The organism is Streptomyces spiralis (genome assembly GCF_014654675.1).
Lineage (GTDB): Bacteria > Actinomycetota > Actinomycetes > Streptomycetales > Streptomycetaceae > Streptomyces > Streptomyces spiralis.
This window is the reverse complement of the sequence record NZ_BNBC01000084.1, coordinates 1985-18858: the sequence shown is the minus strand read 5'-3', so window position 1 is coordinate 18858 and position 16874 is coordinate 1985. Positions and strand designations below refer to the sequence as shown.

20 protein-coding genes and 1 pseudogene are annotated in these 16874 nt (G+C 69.1%); 5 read left to right on the top strand and 16 right to left on the bottom strand.

Annotated features, from left to right (window positions below; all coding sequences use genetic code 11):
* Nucleotides 1–487: pseudogene (locus IE318_RS42710) on the top strand (alpha/beta fold hydrolase); the annotation flags it as partial.
* A 97-nt stretch (nucleotides 488–584) separates the two neighbouring features.
* Here IE318_RS42710 and IE318_RS42705 read toward each other — a convergent pair.
* The 6 genes from IE318_RS42705 to IE318_RS45875 form a co-directional block, all read right to left on the bottom strand.
* Entirely contained in the window at nucleotides 585–1094 is a 510-nt protein-coding gene (locus tag IE318_RS42705; RefSeq protein WP_189908237.1) for a PASTA domain-containing protein, read from the bottom strand.
* Nucleotides 1091–1666: a SigE family RNA polymerase sigma factor gene (locus IE318_RS42700; protein ID WP_189908241.1), complete on the bottom strand. Its 576-nt coding sequence runs from the start codon at nucleotides 1664–1666 to the stop codon at nucleotides 1091–1093. The genes IE318_RS42705 and IE318_RS42700 overlap by 4 nt, the downstream gene beginning before the upstream one ends.
* A 273-nt stretch (nucleotides 1667–1939) precedes the next feature.
* Nucleotides 1940–2356 (bottom strand): PASTA domain-containing protein, encoded by a 417-nt coding sequence (locus IE318_RS42695; RefSeq protein ID WP_189908236.1) that lies wholly within the window; start codon nucleotides 2354–2356, stop codon nucleotides 1940–1942.
* A 341-nt stretch (nucleotides 2357–2697) separates the two neighbouring features.
* Nucleotides 2698–3411, bottom strand: coding sequence for an alpha/beta fold hydrolase (locus IE318_RS46790; protein ID WP_373311443.1), 714 nt, complete (start codon nucleotides 3409–3411; stop codon nucleotides 2698–2700).
* Between the two features lie 119 nt (nucleotides 3412–3530).
* A complete protein-coding gene (locus IE318_RS45880; RefSeq protein ID WP_229904160.1) occupies nucleotides 3531–4190 on the bottom strand; it encodes an MFS transporter in 660 nt (219 codons plus the stop codon).
* Nucleotides 4082–4729: an MFS transporter gene (locus IE318_RS45875; protein ID WP_229904159.1), complete on the bottom strand. Its 648-nt coding sequence runs from the start codon at nucleotides 4727–4729 to the stop codon at nucleotides 4082–4084. Before IE318_RS45875 ends, IE318_RS45880 begins: the two co-directional genes overlap by 109 nt.
* Between IE318_RS45875 and IE318_RS42680 the strand changes: the two genes are divergently transcribed.
* Both IE318_RS42680 and IE318_RS42675 read left to right on the top strand, forming a co-directional pair.
* The gene (locus tag IE318_RS42680) at nucleotides 4719–5000 is read left to right on the top strand and encodes a TetR-like C-terminal domain-containing protein (protein WP_229904158.1); all 282 of its coding nucleotides are present in this window, start codon (nucleotides 4719–4721) and stop codon (nucleotides 4998–5000) included. The genes IE318_RS45875 and IE318_RS42680 overlap by 11 nt on opposite strands.
* Before the next feature lie 226 nt (nucleotides 5001–5226).
* The gene (locus tag IE318_RS42675; RefSeq protein ID WP_373311442.1) at nucleotides 5227–5940 is read left to right on the top strand and encodes a GntR family transcriptional regulator; all 714 of its coding nucleotides are present in this window, start codon (nucleotides 5227–5229) and stop codon (nucleotides 5938–5940) included.
* Nucleotides 5941–6077: 137 nt separating this feature from the next.
* Here IE318_RS42675 and IE318_RS42670 read toward each other — a convergent pair whose 3' ends face one another.
* The 5 genes from IE318_RS42670 to IE318_RS42650 form a co-directional block, all read right to left on the bottom strand.
* Nucleotides 6078–6707 (bottom strand): hypothetical protein, encoded by a 630-nt coding sequence (locus tag IE318_RS42670; RefSeq protein WP_189908234.1) that lies wholly within the window; start codon nucleotides 6705–6707, stop codon nucleotides 6078–6080.
* A 518-nt stretch (nucleotides 6708–7225) separates the two neighbouring features.
* A complete protein-coding gene (locus tag IE318_RS42665) occupies nucleotides 7226–7978 on the bottom strand; it encodes an SDR family oxidoreductase (protein ID WP_189908233.1) in 753 nt (250 codons plus the stop codon).
* 199 nt (nucleotides 7979–8177) lie between these two features.
* Entirely contained in the window at nucleotides 8178–9089 is a 912-nt protein-coding gene (locus tag IE318_RS42660; protein WP_189908232.1) for a helix-turn-helix transcriptional regulator, read from the bottom strand.
* A gap of 141 nt (nucleotides 9090–9230) precedes the next feature.
* The gene (locus IE318_RS42655) at nucleotides 9231–10358 is read right to left on the bottom strand and encodes a M20 family metallopeptidase (RefSeq protein ID WP_229904156.1); all 1128 of its coding nucleotides are present in this window, start codon (nucleotides 10356–10358) and stop codon (nucleotides 9231–9233) included.
* A 257-nt stretch (nucleotides 10359–10615) separates the two neighbouring features.
* Entirely contained in the window at nucleotides 10616–11434 is an 819-nt protein-coding gene (locus IE318_RS42650; RefSeq protein ID WP_189908231.1) for a DUF1684 domain-containing protein, read from the bottom strand.
* Nucleotides 11435–11848: 414 nt separating this feature from the next.
* Between IE318_RS42650 and IE318_RS42645 the strand changes: the two genes are divergently transcribed.
* Entirely contained in the window at nucleotides 11849–13936 is a 2088-nt protein-coding gene (locus tag IE318_RS42645; RefSeq protein WP_229904155.1) for an ATP-binding SpoIIE family protein phosphatase, read from the top strand.
* A 121-nt stretch (nucleotides 13937–14057) separates the two neighbouring features.
* Here the strand turns inward: IE318_RS42645 and IE318_RS42640 are convergent, their stop codons facing one another.
* The 4 genes from IE318_RS42640 to IE318_RS42625 all read right to left on the bottom strand — a co-directional run bounded on the left by IE318_RS42640 (nucleotide 14058) and on the right by IE318_RS42625 (nucleotide 16003).
* Entirely contained in the window at nucleotides 14058–14333 is a 276-nt protein-coding gene (locus IE318_RS42640) for a hypothetical protein (RefSeq protein ID WP_189908229.1), read from the bottom strand.
* Nucleotides 14334–14363: 30 nt separating this feature from the next.
* On the bottom strand, nucleotides 14364–14723 hold the full coding sequence (locus tag IE318_RS42635; protein WP_189908228.1) for a DoxX family protein: 360 nt from the start codon (nucleotides 14721–14723) through the stop codon (nucleotides 14364–14366).
* Nucleotides 14724–14996: 273 nt separating this feature from the next.
* A complete protein-coding gene (locus IE318_RS42630; RefSeq protein ID WP_189908227.1) occupies nucleotides 14997–15329 on the bottom strand; it encodes a glycoside hydrolase family protein in 333 nt (110 codons plus the stop codon).
* 272 nt (nucleotides 15330–15601) lie between these two features.
* Nucleotides 15602–16003 carry a hypothetical protein gene (locus IE318_RS42625; RefSeq protein WP_189908242.1) on the bottom strand — a complete coding sequence of 134 codons (402 nt, stop codon included), beginning with the start codon at nucleotides 16001–16003 and terminating at the stop codon, nucleotides 15602–15604.
* On the opposite strand from IE318_RS42625, the gene IE318_RS42620 reads away from it, so the two are divergent.
* Nucleotides 15908–16654, top strand: a complete 747-nt coding sequence (locus IE318_RS42620) for an HTD2 family dehydratase (protein ID WP_506005424.1) — start codon at nucleotides 15908–15910, stop codon at nucleotides 16652–16654. The two genes, IE318_RS42625 and IE318_RS42620, sit on opposite strands and share 96 nt — an antisense overlap.
* Before the next feature lie 117 nt (nucleotides 16655–16771).
* On the opposite strand, the gene IE318_RS46785 is transcribed toward IE318_RS42620, so the two are convergent.
* Nucleotides 16772–16874, bottom strand: a 103-nt coding sequence (locus IE318_RS46785; protein WP_189908226.1) for an SDR family oxidoreductase, incomplete at its 5' end; no start/stop codon positions are given.

Below are 16874 nucleotides of genomic sequence, written 5' to 3'. Positions count from 1 at the left end.
GGTCGCCGTCGAAGTCGGCCGGCTCCTGCCCGACACCGTGACACACGTGATCGCGCTCGACGCCCTGCACTACCTGGGGCTCTTCCCCGCCCAGGACGAACAACAGACCAAGGCCCTGCTGCAGCCCTTCCACGAAGACTTCCCCGCAGCCGTACGCGGCTTGGTCGAGGCCGGATCACCCGAAGGGACCGATCCAGCGCTGACCGACAGCTACTTCAAGAAGATGGTGGCCGTCCGGCAGCCGGCAGGCCTGCGATCCCTCGAGGGCCTGATGCACTGGGACATGGACGCCGCCCTGCACGAAACCAAACAGCCCATCACCCTGTACGCCGTGCGCTCGATCCTCACCCAGGAAGCCTTCGACCGCTACCACCACCGCATCCGCATCGTCCCCGTCGACCTGGGAACCCACCACTTCCCCGTCGAATCCCCCGAAGACACCGCCCGGCTGCTCGCCGACGCGCTACCCGACGAGAACGCGTTCTAGAGCGCGCGCCCTGCGGCCGGGCCTCTGCCGGGAGGAACCCTGCTCTTCCTCGGCCGGGACCGGTGGCGGGGAGAGAGCAGAGGCAGGGCGTCAGAGGTCAGCCCGCGCAGAGAGTCACCGTGACGGTGTCGCCCTTGTGCACGACCGTCGGTGCGTGCGGCGAGACCGCGATCACCGAGCCCGGCTTGCCGTCGCAGGCCGCCTTGACGAACCCGATCTTGAGGCCGCCCTTAGCGAGCGCCGCCTTGGCCAGCGTCTCGTCGTTGCCGGCCAGCCGGATAGGGGCGCTGTGGCCGCCTGGGAGGCCGAGCAGCACGGTGGTGTGGTTGCGGTCTCCGGTGGTGGCGGCGGAGGTGGCGTTCAGGGGCTCCGGACCCCTAGTGACGCTGGTGGCCAGGGCGGTGCCACCGCCGATCGCGAGGAGTACGGCGGCGGCGCCGCCGGCCATGGCCGTGGCGCGCTTGCGACGGCTCCTGCGCACCACACGGTCCGTGTCGAAGCGGGGCACGTCCGCGGCGCCGGCGAATCCGTGCATGGCCCGTACCAGTTCCTCTTCAAGGGGCGTGTACCCGCTGTCACCGGACGGCCGTGAATCGTACGAAGTCATCTGCGTCCTTCCGTGAGCTGCCGCGGTGAAGGGCCGGAGAGTGGGGGAACCTGGCTTCTGAGTTTCTCCATGGCTCGGGCGAATTGCGATCGTACGGTGCCCGGGGAGATCTTCAAGTCGGCCGCGATCTCCGCGTCGGACAGGTCGTGGAAGTACCGCAGCACCACGACCGTTCGCATGCGCATCGGCAGGCACAGCAGGGCACGGATCAACTGGTCCCGGTTGTCTATACGCCCGTACTCGTCCCCGGGTGCCGCCCCGTCGCCGGTGTCCTGGTACTCGACCACGACGACGCGGCGGAATCTGCGCCACCGGTCATTGGCCAGGTTCACCATGATCCGCCGCACGTAGGCGTCCGGAGCGTCCTGGGCGACGACGGTCCGCCACTTGCGGTAGGCCCGTTCCAGGGTTTCCTGCACCAGGTCCTCCGCCGCCTCGCGGTCTCCTGTCAGAACGAAGGCGCCGCGAAACAAGGCGGATGACCGAGCGGCCACGAAGTCGTGGAAATCGATCTCCGCCGAACCGGCCCCTCCCAGATCCGCGCCCGGCTTCCCCTCGGTACTCAGCCCCAACACGCTCCTCCGTTCCTGTCTCCTCCCTCGACGTGGAAGCCCACTCGTCTGCTGCACGGCAGCGCTGAGAGATGGATCACAGTGGGGGGTCGAACGAAAGAGGGCCAGCCCGCCGGATGCGAAAACGGCCGCGGCAAGCGGCTCGTTGCTGCTTGCTGGTTGCTGATGCGGGACGACGGCGGTGATCTCGTTGGTGGCGCCGGGCAGCAAGGAGCCCTGCCCCCGCCCCTCCAGAACCCGGGGGTGGGAGGAACGGGGGCAGGGCGTCTCAGGTCAGCCGGTGCAGAGACTCACCGTGACGGTGTCGCCCTTGTGCACGACCGTCGGTGCGTGCGGCGAGACCGCGACCACCGAGCCCGGCTTGCCGTCGCAGGGCACCTTGACGAACTGGGCCTCGAGGCCGGCCTTGCCCACCAGCAGCGCCCTGGCCATCGTCCCGTCAAGGCCGGCCAGCCGGATGGGGACGCTGCCGCCGTTGAGGAAGCCGTACTGCACGGTGGCGTCGTTCCTGCTTCCGGTGGTGGTGGCAGCGGTGGCGGCGGTGGTCTTCGCCGTCGCCGCACCCGTGGCGCCGACGGCCAGGGCGGTGCCACCGCCGATCGCGAGAAGCGCGGCGGCGACGCCGGCGACGGCCGCGACCCGCTTGCGACGGCTCCCGCGCGCCGTACGGTCCGTGTCAGAATTCTTCATGGCCTGTACCAGTTCCTCTTCATGGGATATCCACCCGGTGCGGCCCGAAAGACCGGACTCCTGTGAAGTCATCCGAGTTCCTTCGTGTGCCGCTGTGGTGACGGGCCGTGGGGTACGGAAACCGGCTCCGGCTCGGCCGTCGGCTCCGCCCGCTCCGCCCTTCCTGTCACCCCTCCTCGACGTGGAAGCAGTCTCATCTGCTGCACGGCCATGATGAGAGCTGGATCACATGTCGGGCCGGAGCGAAGGACGGCCTGCCGCCGGAAGAGGAATCGGTCATGGTGGTCACGGACAGGGACGCGGCAGGGACTGACGGCCCGTCATGGGCGGTGGTCCGGTCTTCACGGGCGAGTGAAGGTGCACGCTGTCCCTACCCGGCGATCAGGTCGGTCAGGAACTTCGCGGTGGCGATCGCGAACACGGTGATCGGCTGCTTTGTCTCGCGCAGGGCCGCGTCCATGTCCCAGCGCACCAGGCCCTCGATGGAGTGCAGACCGGCAGGCTGCCGGACGGCGACCATCTTCTGGAAGTAGGCGTCCTTGAGAGCCGGGTCGAAGCCTGCCGGTGAGCCGCCCTCGACCAGGCCCCGCACCGCCCCGGCGAAGTCCGCACGGAACATCTGCACCATCGCGTCCGTCTGCTGCGTGTCCTGTGCCGGGAAGAGAGACAGATAGGTGTGCGACCACGTGTGTCACGGTGTCCGACAGGAGCCGGCCGACTTCGACGGCGACCGCCCCGCCGAGGGAGTGGCCGGCCACGACGGCCGTGTCCACGGATTCGGCTTCCAGTACGGCCGCCACGTCGTGGGCGAACTCCTCCATCGTCCACACGTCCCGCGTCGACCGCGACTCGCCGTGCTCGGCGAGGTCCACCGCAAGGACCCGGTAGTCGTCGGTCAGGTGGTCGGTGACCGCGTCGAAGTCGCTGCGGTTGCACGCCCAGCCGTGGATGAGGACGACCGTGGGGCCGTCGGCCGGACCGCTGGCCGTGTACCGGATCGTGGTGTGGTCCGCTCGCTGGACCTGGAGGTGCTTCTTGACCCTGGCTGCAGACATCAGGGTGTCTCCTTGGTTCTTGTCCGTTCTTGTTCCGCGTCAGGGCATGCGGGGGTTCTGAGCTGGCGTGGGGGGAAGGAGGGGTCGGCCGGCCTTCCGCCGGCGTCGGAGGGGGTGCCTCACCGGGACGAGGTCACACCGGTACGGCGCTGTGTCCGTGTCTGGTTCAGGCGCAGGACGAGGGCGGTGAAGGTGAGTACGGCGATCGCCAGGGCGTAGATCTTGGTGGCGGTCGTCAGGCCCAGGGTGGTGACGGCGATTCCGCCGAGCACGGCGGGCACGCTGTTTTCGAGATAGCCGATGATGTTGGCCAGGGCGAAGATGGCGCTGCGCTCGTGCGGCCTGGCGAGCCGGGCGAAGGTGCCGAACGTGGCCAGGACGGAGGAGCCGAAACCGAATCCCGCCACGACGGTGCCGACGGCGGCGAGCCAGGCGAGGTTCCACGTCGTCCCGGCCAGCGAGACCAGAGTGCCGAGTCCGAGCAGCGCGGAGGAGGGGGCCAGCAGCGAGGGCGCGGGACGGGAACGGAGCAGGGCGATCGCGATGGCTCCGGTGCCTGCCAGGAGCATCACGACGACGCCGCCGATCAGACGGTTGTGCAGTTCCAGCAGCCCGGCTGCCACGGACGGACCGAGCGAGAGGTACATCCCCGCCAGGCCCCACCCCGCGATCATCGCGGGTACCACCGGGACGATGTCCGCGCGCAGATAGTCGGGCAGCGCGCCCCGCGGACGCAAGGAGGCGACGGCTCCCGGCCGGCGTGGCGACGTCTCCGGCATGAGGGCGACGACCACCGCGCCAGGGCCATCGCGCCGAACAGCAGCGCGTAGACCAGCCGGGTAGGGGCGGGACCGAACTCCACCAGCACACCGGAGCCGAGAGCCCCCAGGGCGAGCCCGGTCAGGGGGGCCACCGAGGTGACGACGCCGGCACGTCCGCGGGCGTGCGACGGTTCGAGATCGACCAGAGTGGCGCTCAGGGTGGTCGTCGCCGCGCCGGTCGCGATGCCCTGCAGCAGCCGGGCGACGGACAGGACGAAGACGTTCCCGGCGGAAAGGAACAGAGCGAGCGCCACCATCTCCAGCCCGATCGCCGCGGCGAGCACCGGCCGGCGGCCGAGATAGTCGGACAGCGCTCCGATGACGAGCAGTGAGCCCAGCATGCCGACCACGTAGAGGGCGAAGACCACGGTCAGCACCCACGCCGTGAACTGCCACTGCTGCTGATAGACGGCGTAGAGCGGGGACGGGGAGCTGGAGGCGGCCAGGAAGAGGACGAAGACAGCCGCCACCGCGGAGAAGGCGCCCTTGCCCAGCACACGGTGCCGGCCGTCCCCCGACACCCTCGCCCTGGTCCGCGCCACCATCGGCACAGGCGGAGAACAGGGCGCCGCCGCATGCCGCGGCGAACGCCAGCGACAACTCGAGGCCATCCTCGAACGCGAACAGGCGAGGGACGTACAACCCCCCACCCTCGAACACACCACGGACGCCATCCTCGCTCCCCTCTACTACCGCGCCGTCTTCACCAACCTCCCCCTCACCCCGGAGTGGACACGGACGCTCGTCTCGCACCTCCTCCCGGACTGACGACACCCACACCACCGCGCGAGAGCGCCCCGAGGCAGGCAGCGGCAGCCGCCCATCGCGGGGCGGCAACCAGTCCGGGCCATGTCCGCCGATGCGGTGTGCCGGCGGCGGGTGGGGACCAGCCGGATCGAGGCGGTGCGGTCGGGGAAGACGCCGACCACGCTCACGCTCCACTGGACCACGCCGGGCAACGGCGGGGTATATTAGCGTAATACGAGTTCAACGCGTGGGAGGCGGCCTCGTGGCAGAGCAACGAGTACAGCGTGTGGCTGCGCCACTGCGGTCCCAGGTGCTACAGCTGATGCGCCAGGACATTCTGGCAGCGGAGTTCAAACCTGGGGAGCGGCTGGTCGAGGCGCGGTTGTGCGCGTTGTACGAGGTCTCCCGGACGGTTATCCGTGAGGTCTTGCGGCAGCTGGAGTCCGAGGGGCTGGTGACGACGGTGCCCAACCGTGGTCCGGTCATCACCGAGCTCACGGCCTTCGAGGCCAAGGCTCTCTTCGAGGTGCGGTGCGCGCTGGAGGGCCTGGCCGGGGCCCTGTTCGCCGAACGGGCCGACGCCGAGCAGCGTAAGCGGCTGGGAGAGGTGGTCCGGTGGTTCTCACGCTCCTACTGCGAGGCCGATCTGGCTGAGCGGTTGGCGATGAAGGACGAGTTCTACAGCATCCTCACCGCCGGGGCCGTGAATCCGGTCATCGATTCGACCCTGCGCGGCATCCATGCCCGTGTGCAGATGTTGCGCGGGCTGTCCATGCAGGCCGAGGGGCGGGGGCCGGAGACCGTCCGGGAACTCGAAGCCATTCACGAGGCCGCGGCCGTACGCGGTGATGCCGACGCCGCTCGTCGAGCATGCGAGACCCACGTCCGCAATGCGGCGACGACCGCACTGCGCGAACTCGCCGCGCGCCACGGCGACCACCAGGAATCCAAAGCCGACTGAGCCGGGCCGTGCCCCGCTTCTCCGGCCGACGAACGTCAGATGGACCCGCCGCCGAGCTCCGGCAAGCGCTCGCTGAGCACGTCCAGCATCACTCATTCCGCTCAGGGCTCTCCCGCATCGTGACGGCGGGCCTCCGCTCAGCCGAAGTCGAGTTTCATGTCGGTCACGCACCATTTGCCACCGATCTCGGTGGCTTTGAACTCGACCTTCAGCTGCCCTTCCTTCAGCCCGGTGGAGTTGGACAGCATGATCGTGTTCAGGGTCTGTCCATCGACGTTGATCCCGTCGCCCGGGACCACCGCCTTGCCGCCCTTGACGGGAACTCGGGAGACTTCCACGGTGGGGTGGCTCTTGGCGTTCTTTGGCGTGAACGACGGGCGCAGTCTGTCGACCATTTTGTTCATCTGCTGCACCTCGCGGGAGTTACCGGCACAGGTCGACGCGGTGTAGGCCTTGGCGGGCGCCGAACCGGTGGCTACGGTGCCCGACACCGAACACGCCTTCCGCTTCTCGCCCTCGATGATCGCGGTGACCAGCGTGCCCACCGCACCTTCAGGGGTGGACCGATCTCCGGTCTCCTGCTGCGGAGCAGCCGCTTCGGTCGTCCCCTCCCCCGTCGGGTCCGCTGCCGACGAGTCACCTGCCGGCGACTCCTTCGCAACGGTTCCCGCGTTGTCCGAGCACCCGGAAACAGCGGTGAGTGCCGCCACGAACGCGACGGCGACGCTCCAGTCGGCAGCTCTCTTCTCGATCTTGTCCAAAACCATGCAGCGCGACCTCATCAGTGGATATCCATGGTTCCGAGTCGCCCCGGAACCGCCCTCACCAAGGCCACCGCATGGCTCTGGCAAGAGAGACAAGTCGCTGACCCCGATGGTCCCGTCGCCTACGTAACGGCAGTAGTCACCGAGCGGTTCACCTCTCCTTCAGCGGTGACTCTCAGGGGCTTCACGCCTCGGCTGTCCTCGAGGCGGTCGGAACGGCCGTCGATCACGCCTCGAGTTCACTTACCGCGGCGATGCGGGTTGGGCAGCGCCGGGCATCATCGTGTTCCGGATCCGGGACGGGCTGATCGTCGAGTCGCGGGACTATATCGATCACCTCGGGCTCACCCGTGCCACCAACACGCTCGACGCCCTCTGTGCGCAGCTGACAAACGCTTAGGGTCTTCGTTTGGATCAGGCCGGATCAGGGAGCGGGGTCTGGTTCCTGGGGCAGGTACCTCCCACGCCGTTCAGGCAGTGGGGCAGCGGTCCCTGATGCGGCCTGATCGACGAGACACCCCCTAACGCTGTCTGGTGGGGCGGATAACCAGTTCGTTGACGTCGACGTCGTCCGGCTGCCCGATCGCGTAGGAAATGGCGCCCGCGATGCTGTCCGCCGGGATGGTGTCGGCCCGGTACGTCTTCATCGCCTCCCGGGCGATGGGGTCGCTGATCGACTCGGCGAGCTCCGACTCGACGACGCCGGGGGACACCGTGGTGACGCGGATGCTCGGGTCAACCTCCTGGCGCAGGCCTTCGGTGATGGCCCAGGCGGCGTACTTCGTGGCGCAGTAGACGGCGGCCGTCGGCGATACCTGATGGGCGCCGATGGAGGCGACGGTGACGAAGTGGCCGCCTCCCTCGCGCTGGAAGTGCGGCAGTGCGGCGGCGATCCCGTACAGCAGGCCGCGGACGTTGACATCGATCATGCGATCCCACTCGTCGACGAGCAGGGCGTCCAGCCGCGACAGCGGCATCACACCGGCGTTGTTGACGATCACGTCGATCCGGCCGTGACGTTCGACAGCGGCATCGACGAACGCGGCGACGTCCGCACGGTCGGTCACGTCGAGAGCGCGGACGTCCGCCTTGCCACCGGCGGCCTCGATCTCCCGCGCGATCTCCGTCAGGCGCTCCTCGCGGCGGGCGCCCAGGACCACCTGGTGTCCTTCACGGGCGAGCCGGAACGCGGTGGCCCGGCCGATTCCGCTGCTTGCGCCGGTGATCAGGACCGTCTTGGACGGGGCAGTGGCCGCAGTCTGGGGCGTGGTCATGTGGTTGTCTCCGAATGAGGGGTGATGGGTTGCTTGGTGTGGGGCTGTGTCGGGCCTCGAAGACCGCTCCGCGGGCAGCCCGGGCCGACTGGTGCGATGGTGAAGCCACACCGAGGTCGTCGATGTCGTGCGGGGGTGCGAGCCGCGTGACCACCGGCTTGATGCGTGGGAGGCCGCCACGCGGAGGATGGGTGAGGAGTCAGACCGTGCGGGGGTCCGGCGGCGCCTGGTGCTGCGAGTCGGTCTCCGGCCGGTTGCTCCGGCCGGTCTCGGCAGAGGCGCCATCGGCGGTGTAACTGCCGAGCAGGGACAGTGCTTCCTCCGACGGGCTGCCCGGGTCGGCCTGGTAGACGACGAGTTGCTGGCCGGGGGCGCTGTTCACGGTGAACGACTCGTAGTGCAGCGTCAGCTCTCCGACCACAAAGTGGCGGAAGCGCTTGGTCTCCTGCGTCTTGCGGCGGATGTCGTGGCGGGCCCACAGCCGGCGGAACGGCTCGCTCCTGAGCGACAGCTCTCCGATCGTCTCGACGAGACGGCGGTCGTCGTAGTCGGTGCCGGCCGCCGCGCGCAGCCCGGCCACGGTGTCGGCCGCCACGCGGTCCCAGTCCGGGTAGAAGTCGTGTGCGTCCGGTTCGAGGAACACCAGCCGCAACAGGTCGTCACGATAGGTGTGGCCCTCGAAGAGGGCCCTTCCGAGGTCGTTGGCCGCCAGCACTCTCAGGCAGCGGTCGAGCACCACGGCGGGCGTCTGCGGCCACGCCGCCATCATGTTCAGCAGACGAGGGGTGACGCTGTCCCGCCGGACGGCCGGGCGTCGCCGCCTTCCGGAGCGCGGGAGCGCGAGTGTGTGCAGGTGAGCGGTTGCCTCCGCGTCCAGACCCAGTGCCCGGGCCAGCGCCTCGACCACCTGGACCGACGGGTGGCGTTCACGTCCTTGTTCCAGCCGGACGTAATAGTCGGTGCTCACACCGGCGAGCTGCGCGACCTCCTCGCGGCGCAGCCCCGCCACCCGACGCCGGCCGCTCAGCGGCATGCCGGCGTCCTCGGGCCGGAGCAGCTCGCGGCGGGCCCGCAGGAACTGCCCGAGCAGGTTCTCCGTGTGGGTGTCCATGGCTATGAGGCTAGGAGCGAATCGTTGCCGGGACGAGCCATGAGGGTGGGTGGGATGCTCCCACCCTTCCCGTCCCCACTCTGGAAGCGTCACCGCCGAGAAGCTCCCCACGTTGTTCTTCGGCAGGCGGTGAGCCGCGTGTCATGGATGACGCACACGCAGGGCCGCGAGGACCCCGGCGGCGATCGCCGTCCGCTCGAGAGAACCGGACAGACTGATGTATTCGCCACGGGCGTGCGGGTTGCCGCCGATCGCCCCCATGCCGTCGAGTACAGGCACACCCAGCGCGGCGACGAAGTTCCCGTCGCTGATGCCTCCCACCGCGATCTCACCGAGTTCGCAGTCGAGGAGAGCCGCCACGGAGCGCGCTATGCGGTACGGGCCGGTCGTCAGCTCCGACCGCTCCATCGGCGGGCGGTTCCATCCTTCGGTGAGCGTGATGCGCGCCTGCGGATGGTGGGGGCGGATTTCTGCCAGCGCCGTGTCGATGCGCCGCATCTCGGCGGCGCGCGAGACCCGGACATCGATCTCTGCCGTTGCCAGGGCCGCGACGACATTGGAGCGGGTGCCACCATGCGCCACCCCTACGTTCACCGTGGTGCCCGCAGCCAGATCGGTCAGCCCGTGCAGCGCCAGGGTCAGCCTGGCCAGCTCGTCGAGCGCGCTGACCCCTTGCTCGTAATGCGAGCCCGCATGCGCGGCCCGGCCTTCCACGGTCGCGAAGAACCGGCCGGTCCCCTTGCGCTGCGTCTTGATACGGCCCTTCTCGCTCGGCTCGAAGACCATCACGAGATCGGACAGGGCGGCGTAACGCTCGATGATGTCGCGCGACCCCTCACTGCCGATCTCCTCGTCGCCGGTGAACAGCATGTGCACGGTCGGGGTCGTCAGGCCTGAGCGACGGACCGCGGCCAGTGCCCAGATCGCCTGGACGCATCCGGCCTTCATGTCGAAGATCCCGGGGCCTTCCGCCACGTCCCCTTCGACCGTGACCGGCCAGTCGGAGAGGGTTCCGGCATCCCACACGGTGTCGTAGTGGCACAAGAAGGTGACGACGGCGTCGCCGGTGCCCCCATAGGTCAGGGCGAGAACATCCCCGTACTCCCTGCCGTCGAACACCTTGGTGTCCTCCGGCGCGCCGACCACCTGTTCGGTGCGCTGCCGCAGCCAGACCACCGCCTGGTCCAGCAGCTGCTTGTCCGTGCTGGGCGTCTCGAGGCGAACCAGGTCCTGGATGTCGGTGAAGATGTCGTCCGAGTGGTCGTGCACCCACGCGGAGACAGCGGAGAGCGCCTGGCGATCGGGCAGGACGGAGTGCAGAGGTCCTGCGGAAGCCGCCGAGTCCTCGGAGGGGTCGAGGTCGCTCGCGGTCACCTTGTTCGCGTGCGCGTCCACCAGTTCTCACCCACATTCCGCAGCGGCATCCGAAGGGCGAAGGCGGTCTTGGAGCCTCTGCCGTCCTCGGATATGACCGATGCACACGGCATGCAGGAAGCCCGGCGACTCAGGGCCGTCCACGAGACCGGTCAGGGCTGGCCGCCCCGCTCCAGGGGAATTCTCTCACCCGCCTCGACCGCGAAGGGCAGCCGGTTCTCCGTCGGCGGCAATGGGCAGGTCGCCAGGTCGGTGTAGGCGCACGGCAGGTTCCCCGCGCGGTTGAAGTCGAGGTTCACCCGGCCCTCGGCGTCCGGGGCTTCGATGTGCAGAGAACGGTTTGCCGCGTACGTCGTCACACCTGACGTCCGGTCGGTGAACAGCACCATCAGGCTGCCGGGCGTCTTGCCGTTGAAGGCGGTGAGCCGGTGCACCGCGCCATCGAAGTCGAACTCGACCTGGCCGGGAGAGTCGTAGACGTGTTCGAGTCCTTCGACTGTGGCGCCGACTGTGACCGGGCGCGGTTCCCCGAAGGGGAGGAAGTGTCCCTCGAGTACCCAGCGCGGGTCGGGAGCATATACGGGGGTATGGGTGAAGGCCGTACGCAGTGGGTTGCCGGGGTGACGGGGGCGCAGGATGTCGTGGCCGCCGCGCTTGGCGACCTCGATCAGGGCATCGCCGGCACCGGCGTACCGGCTGTCCCGCTCGGCGATCAACCCGAACTCGTACCGGCCGGGCACCGCTTGGCCGTCGACGGTCAGCTCCTCGTCCTCGGCGAGCTCGACCACCACTCCCTTCGCTGTGCTTGACCAAGTTCCAGGAGCGTCCTCGAAGCGAGCCGGCTCTTCGCCCAGCCAGTGGAGGCTCGTGATCGCGAGGAATCCGTGGGGACCGGCGAGGATCCTCTCCTTCTGTCGGTGCCACTGCTCCCATGCCTCGGTGAAACTCTGCCGTTCGTCGTCCCGGGCCATGTGAACTCCTCCCGCGGGGCTTGGTGCGGACGTCTCCCCCTGCGGCCCAACAGCGACGATCTTGCGGTTCATTCCGTTCCTGTTCCCCCTGGCCGTCGTCGACGCAGGTCACGGCGCCGACGGTGCGCAGGATCGGCTCCCTGTCGCCGCGCCGAGGCGCACTGATCGCGCTACGCTGACCGGGAGGAGAAAGGTGGATACCGCGTCGGCGTCTGCCGCACGGTCCGGTCGTTTATGCACTTCACGGAACTTGCCGAAGCCGGGCGACGCGCACCCCAGCGACCTGCGTCCGAGCTGGCGGAGCGGGATCAGGTGCTGGCCGGCATCGCCCGGCAGTGCCTGTGTGATCTGAGTGCCTCGTCGGTCGGGATCTATCTTCACGCCGAGACGACATCGACACTGGACGCCACCGTGATGGCCGTGTCACCGCTCGGCGTGGCCTCGCTGGAGAGCGTGGCGGTGGACGACGACGTCTACGCCTCGGCAGCGGCCTTCCAGTCCGGCAAGACAACCACACGCCACTCGATCGACATCCAGGGCAAGCACCCGGAAGTCGCGGTCTCGCTGGCGGTCTCCGTGTCGTTTCCCTCCACGGTCTCGGCCGTGCCCCTGTTCTGCGGGCCGCGCCGAATCGGTGCGCTCACCGCCTTCTGGCCCGAGCCGTTCCGCGCTCTTCCGGAAGAGGACGAGACCTACCTGGTCCGCACGGCGGACCTGCTCTCCCGCCGGCTGGAGGCACTCGCGGCCCAGGGCGTGTCCATGGCTCCGGCACCGCTGCCGCTCGTCGTGTCCGCCGAACCGCGAGAGGACGGAACGGACGCCTCGTCCCTGTACGCGTTCGCCCCGCGAACCGCCCCGCTCGTCTACCACCTGCACAAGCTCGCCCTGCTTCTGACCTCCACGAACCGCACCAGGGAGGCCACCACCCTCGTCCTTGAACGCATCGTGCCCGCCTTCGGGGCACGGGCGATCTCCATCAGCCTCATCGAGTCGGACCGGCTGCGTCTCGTGGGCGCGTCGGGCTGCTCACGGGAGTACCTGCGCTCGCTCGACGGCCTGCCGCTGAGCAGGCGTGCGCCGGAGACGGACGCGATCGCTCAGCGGCGCCGACTCGTCTGTCCGGGGACGAGCGAAGCGATGCGCGGCAGGCTGCTCCAGACGCCGCAGACGGCAGACACCGATGAGGGCGACTGCACGTGGGTGGTTCTGCCCCTGATGACCAGCCATCGCGTCGTGGGCGTGTGCGCCCTGGGGCTCGGCGCCACCAGCCCGGACGTCACGGCTGCCCAGGCGGTGCTCACCGCCGTGTCCACCCTCCTTGGCCAGACTTTCGAACGCACCCAGTTGTACGACGCTCAGTACGCCCTCGCCGAGAAGTTGCAGCAGGCCCTTCTGCCCCGCATGCTGCCCCAGCCGCCGGGTGTCCTCGCCACCAGCAGGTACGTACCGGCCATGGGCGGAACCGATCTCGGCGGCGACTGGTACGACCTGATCAGCCTGGTCGACGGCAGCGTGGCCGCGGTCATCGGAGACGTCCAGGGCCACAACACGACGGCGGCCGTGGTGATGGGCCAGTTGCGCAGCGCGGTACGCGCCTACGCCACGGAGGGGCATGACCCCGTGACGGTGCTGAGCCGCACCAACCGGCTTCTCCTCGACCTGGAGACGGACCTGTTCGCCACGTGCTGCTGTGTGCTGCTCGACCCCGCCGGGGAAACGATGCGCCTTGCGACCGCCGGAAACCCCCCGCCCTCCCTCCGCACGGCGGACGGCCACCCGCTCCAGGCCGGGGTCGACATCGGCGTCCCGCTCGGAGTGCAGGAGAACCCCGACTACCGGGCCACCGACGTCCCCCTCGCCCCCGGCACGCTGCTCGCCCTCTACACCGACGGGCTGGCCGGCTCCGACGACGAATTCGCCCACGCGCTGGGCTCCACCGCGGGGACGGTGGACGGGCAGTTGGAGACCCTGGCCGACCGGATCATCGACACTGCGATGGGACTGCGTTCCCGCGGTGACGATGCCGCCCTGTTGCTTCTGCGTTACGAAGGCCCCCGGGACGAGGCGCGGGCCAACGTGCGCCAGTACGCCATTCAGCGTCGCGACCTGCGAGGTGTCCACCGCACGCGGGAACAGCTGCGGAACTGGCTGGCCGCCTGGGAGCTTTCCGAACTGACCGAGACCGCTGAGCTGTTGACGTCGGAAGTGGTCACCAACGCCCTGGTCCACGGAGACAGCGACGTCAACGTCCACGTGCGGCGGTACGGCACCTTTCTGCGGGTGGAGGTGCGCGACAGCGACCCCCGCCCGGCCGAGCCCGTGACCCTGCCCCGTGCGGAGGACCAGGCCGAGGGCGGACGGGGCCTGCTCATCGTCTCCGCCCTTGCCTCCGCGTGGGGCAATTCGCCGAGCGGGCGTGGCAAGACCGTCTGGTTCGAGCTTGAGGTTTCCGTGGACGACGACCTGGCGCCCGCGCACCGCTCTCCCTGGTTCGACCGCTGAACAAGGCCCCGCGGCGGGTCTCCGACCCGGGCCCGTTGCTGCTGGGCACGGCCTCCGCCGTCGACCGGTGGGCCGACGAACTCGACGAGGCGGAACGGCTCGTGGAGCGCGGCCTGGCCGGTCAGCGACCCGACTTGCTGCATCTCGCCCGGCGCACCGTGGAGACCACCACCTTGACGTTGCGGGCCTGGCCGCCGTCGCTGGGCACGACGTGCACGGGCACGGGGAAGTCACTGATGGAGGCCGAGGCGCCCTCGTCGGCGCTGTACATATGGAACACCGCCGGGGTCTCGAGCCGCAACGTGACCTGGCCCGAGCCGTCGGCCGCCGCGGGCGGCCCCCAGGCCATGGCGAGTACGGCGCCCAGCACTGCCGCCGAGGCCGCCAGGCGTCTCATGGTCCCGGTCCGTCGATACTGGGGGCCCACCTAGTAAACGCCGCTCAGAGGGAAACCCGCGGCGATGCCCAGCATGATCGCCGCGGTCACGGCGGGCGCCCACAGACGAAGTCCGCGGGCGTGGTACCAGTTGTGGTAGATGAAGGCGCCGACGGTGAGTAGGAACAATCCGCATGCGGCGGTGATCGCTGCTTCGGTGGCGACATGCGCGAGCAACAGGCCAGTGCCGCCGAGCAGTTCCAGAACGCCGACGGCCCGGCACCCCGCCGGGGAGAAGCCGCATGCGGCGGCGGGGGTGCGTGGCAGCCCTCGGCCCACGACCTGTCCCACCCCTCCGACCAGAAAGACGACCCCGCAGAGCGCGGTTACCGCCATCAGCGCGATGTTCACAGTAGGTCCCTCTCGTCACCTTGGTGCCCGGTGTCGGCATGGCGTCTCCACCGGGGTCCATCGCCGAGTGAACGGGGACCGGGTGACAGCGGTTCATTTCACGATCACGCCTCATCGCGGGTGCTGGGAGCGGATGAGCGCCCGGGCGCCACCAGGCCGCTGCACCGTCCGGCGAGACACTGTCGTGCGTCAATGGGCAGAAGATTCTCGCGGAACCGCCGGGGGCAATGACCCGATCGGCGGCATCCACAGAGGTTCCTGCTCTTCCGCCAATCAGAGAAGTGCCGCCACCACACCTGCTGTTCCTGTGCCCCAAGCCGGCGAGATCGCCGTGCCGTGAAGTCCTGATGTCAGCATCAATCCATCGATACATGTGGCGCGTGCTCTCAAGGCCGAGACGGATTCCATTGCCCAATCAACGTAACGGCCTTCTCCCGTTGCCTCAGCCATGTCCATCAGGAGCTCCACGACCCGAGCCACACCATGCCATTGCACGGGAGGCAGCTCCCAGACGACTTGCCGTGCAGCCACCGCGGCTCCCTTGGCCGTGACCAGGACATGTGGATCCTTGGTGACAGCCCACAGGCGGATCAGGAAGGTGCCCACATCACCTCCTGCCCAGTACCTGCCCTGCCGAAGTCGGCCGGTCCCCGATTCCCACTGCGCTGATGCGCCGTCACCCCACCGTGCCTCGACGCAGAACAGATGTCCCAGGTCGTGAGCGGCTTCCAGGCAGTTGTTGCGTCCCATCACGGTGGCAGCATCAAGCAAGAAATTGCCGGCGCGCTCCAAGAGGACGGGGCATCCGGAGTAGCGCCAAAAATGCGGAGAAGCGTCAGCCCCACGTCGGGCACACCATGAGCGACATCGAATCGGGGTCAGACGGCGACGCCGAGAAGGTTGCCGAACGTCATCCTGATGGTGTCGATGTCTATGTTTTCGGTATCGGAGAGGTGCGTGCGGACACTGGGCACGAGCTGGGTGAGTCTGATGTCGGCTTCCTCTTCGGTCTCGAGCCAGAAGCCCTCGTGCAGGTCGCTCCAGCGCTCGAACAGTGCAAAGAACGGGTAGAGGCCGCTCACCACCTTCTCCAGGTCGACATCCCGGTACCCGGTGGGACGGCCGGCGTCCTCGGGCAGCTCCCACCGACCGGCCAGCGCGGCCAGGCGGAAAGCGGCGGCCCAGTGGGACACACGGGTCAGGCGGCACCACAAAGGCTCGTCGTCATACGGCGGATCCTCGGCGGACGGCACCATGGTGACCCTGACCACGTCCTCCACGATCTTCCGCTCCAGCGTGGTGGGTCTCCGCCCATTCCGGACCGCCGGCGGATGTTCGCCGGCGGACGCTGCGAGATCACCGAGCCCCTGCGTCTCGGCGAGCCGGCGGAGCGCACCAGCAGCGTGGCCGCCGTCACCCCCAAGCATGGCCGCGAACTGCTGTTCGTCACCGAGCGTCAGGAGTTCCGGCAGCACGGCCGCCTCTGCATGGTGGAGGAGCAGGAGGTCGTCTACCAGTCGGGCGGCGGCACCGCACCCCGGTACCCGGCCACGCCCAGCGCCTCGGCCGCACCGGAGCCGGAGGGAGCCTGGCAGCTGCGGCTCCGGCCGACCGAGACCCTGCTGTTCCGGTTCAGCGCGCTCACCGCAAACGCCCACCGCATCCACTACGACACTCCATACGCGCGGGAGGTTGAGGGTTACCCGGGTCTCGTCGTCCACGGCCCGCTGCTGGCCCTGCTCATGCTGGAACTCGTGCGCAGGAACGCTCCGGAGCGGCAGATACGGTCGCTCTCCCACCGGCTCCACCGACCGACGTTCGTGGGCGAGCACCTCCTCGCCGACGGCACGCCCGCCGAAGGACAGGCCCGGCTGCGCATTGCTACTCACCGCGAGGCCCGGCACGCCACCGCCGAGGTGACTTTCGCATGAGCCACCCGCTCGTCGACGGTGTCACCACCGCGGTACGGGATGCCGGTGCGGTCCGCGTCGCGTCGCGCACGTGCTGGCGCCTGGGACCGACAGCGCGTCCGTGTCAGGCTTGGCCGGTCAGACCTGTGCCATGCCGCCGTCGACGAAGAGCTCGACGCCGGTGATGAAGCTGGAGGCGTCGCTGGAGAGGAAGGCCACGGCCTTGCCCATCTCCCGGGGT